The 2,441-nt window shown below is 64.3% G+C and carries 1 pseudogene; it reads right to left on the bottom strand.

The window, feature by feature from the left end:
- Positions 1 to 2,441 (bottom strand): annotated as a pseudogene (locus tag EOD15_RS32790) (hypothetical protein); the annotation flags it as partial.

Below are 2,441 nucleotides of genomic sequence, written 5' to 3'. Positions count from 1 at the left end.
GCCGGCAATATCGACGCCAAGCCCGCCGCTGCTCATGCCGATGGCGTAGCTGGCGCCGCTGATGTTGTAGGTGCCGCCGGTGTTGGCGGTGATCGATATGCCGGTGCCCCCACCGGTAAAGCTGTTCGAGGCGCCGGACACCGTCACCGTACCGCCTGCATTGTTGTTCAGCGATACGCCCAGCCCGCTGGCCGTCAGATTACCACTCAGGGCGACGAGGCCGGCGCCGGCAAGCCGGCTCTGGACATTCAGCGCCGGACTGAATGCGCCCGAATTGTTGACCGTGCCCGAATAGCTCACGGCAGCCGTGCCGCCGACGACATTGAACGACGCGCCCGTTGCGCCGCTCAGCGCACCAGTTCCAAGTCCAACAATGCCCGTGACATCGGTCAGGCTGACATTGTTGATGCCACCGGCCGACGAGGTCGAATCGAGCGCGATGGTGGCGGCGACACCGGAGAGATTGATCGCTGTGCCGCCGGTTGCGTTCACCGTCTGGGCGGCAGCCGTAGCGGTGATGCCCATCGTGCCGCCGGTGGCGAGAATGCCGGTGCCGGCGGTGGTGTCGATGGTGACGCCGTTGGTGAAGCTGGTTGTGCCGCCGGCCTGCGAGAGGCCAACGCCGCTGGTCGTGTCGATGTTGGCGAGGCCGGTGACGTTGAGCGTGCCGGTCTGGACTCGGATGCCGCCGCCTGTGTTGGGGACGGTGGCATTGTTCACCGTCACCGTGTTGAAGTTGAAGGTGCCGGTGTTGGTATTGACGGCATCGATGCCAAAGCCAGTCGTGTTGCCGATGGTCGTCGCGCCGGTGACGGTGAAGGTGCCGGCGACGCCGTCGAAGATGATGCCGCTCGCGCCGCCACCGGCGTTTACGGTGGCAAACGTCATGTTGACGGTCAGCGGATCGAGATCGAACGCCGCGCCGTTGGTGGTGGTGACCACGCCACCGGTGTTGTTCAGCGTGAAGGTGGTGGTTTTGGTGTTGGCGATGACACCGGTGCCGCCATTGTTGGCAAGGCTGAGCGTGCCTAGATTAAGGGTACCGCTGGTGTTGGTGAAACTGAGGCCATTGCCCTGGACGCGAGCGCCTGGGTTACCGATGCCGAGCGTGCCGGCGCTGACGGTGCCGCCGGCGCCGTCGGAATCGAAGCGGACATTGCTGAAGGCGATGCCGCCACTGCCGGCGCCCCCGGTCACCGCATTGCCGGCAAACGACCTGATCGCGATTGAATTCAGGTCGGCATCGATGTTCTGGCCGGTGAACGACGCAGCCAAGCCGGACGCGGTCGACCTGAGCGTGTTGCCGTCGATCGAAAGCAGAAGCGTATTGGCCGGAGCTCCCGTGGTGGAGAAATCGAGCGCGTTGCCGCCGGCGGTGATGGTGTTGTTCCTGACGAAGAAACTGGAGGCGCCGGTCGCGTTGGCGGCAACGCCCGCACCGGAACCGAGATTGCTGACGATCAGGTTCTGGATGCCGCCCGTGAAGATGCCGCTGCCTGATGTCGCCAGATTGATGACCTGCGTGGCGTTATTGCTCTGCAGGACCGGCCGCAGCGTGTCGATGCCCGCCGGCGCCGCGATGATGGGCGAATTCTGCACCGTGGTGAAGTGGAACGCCGGCGACGCGCCGGCGCTGGTGTCGACCCCGAGCTGCGAGACATCGATCGCCGCGTCGTTGCTCTTGAAGGCGAGCAGCACCTGTCCGTCATCGAGTTGGAACGACGTCGCGCCGAGGTCGATCGTCGCCTGGCCGCCGTCGACGGTCTTGTCGATCAGCACAATGACATTGGCCGAAGACGTCTGGGCGTTGGCGTAGGTGCCTGGATTGAGCAGACTGCCGTCGCCAAGGGCGGTGGCATCGGCCGTGACATAGTAGACCTTGTAGGAGGACAGGTTCGAAATGTCGCCATCGAAATTGACGTCGTTGAAATTGTAGTCGCCGTTGGTCGGCAAAGTGTCGGTGGCGTGGATGACCTGGCCGCCTGTGGTCTTGATCGACGATTCGGCCGGGCCGGCGCCGTCGCCGAACAGGAGCTGGGCGTTGGTGGCGCTGGAGAACTGGACCCCATAGCCTACATTTTCGATCTTGGAGGTCTGTCCCGCCGGATTGTTGTTGATCGTGTCGCCGAGCTGGATCGTGCCGGTGCCGGTCGTGTCGGCCATGTCGATGCCGATCGTGCCGGCAAAACCGCCGCCGTCGACGTCGAAATCGCCAGCGGTGATGTTGCTCGCGCCGAGCGACGCGCCGTTGAGGTCGAGACCGATCGTGTTCGCCGCGCCAAGCCCGATGTTGAGGCTGGCGAAATTCAACGTCGAGCCGAGCGTGCCGGAAATGTCGACACCGCGCGCATTGGCACCGGTGATGCCTAGCAGGTTGACCGTGCCGAGATCGATTACGCCGCCGCTGACATTGTTGAGCGATATGCCGGTCGCCGCGCCAT

The organism is Mesorhizobium sp. M7A.T.Ca.US.000.02.2.1, assembly GCF_003996995.1.
Lineage (GTDB): Bacteria > Pseudomonadota > Alphaproteobacteria > Rhizobiales > Rhizobiaceae > Mesorhizobium.
This window is presented reverse-complemented; position numbering and strand designations above follow the sequence as displayed.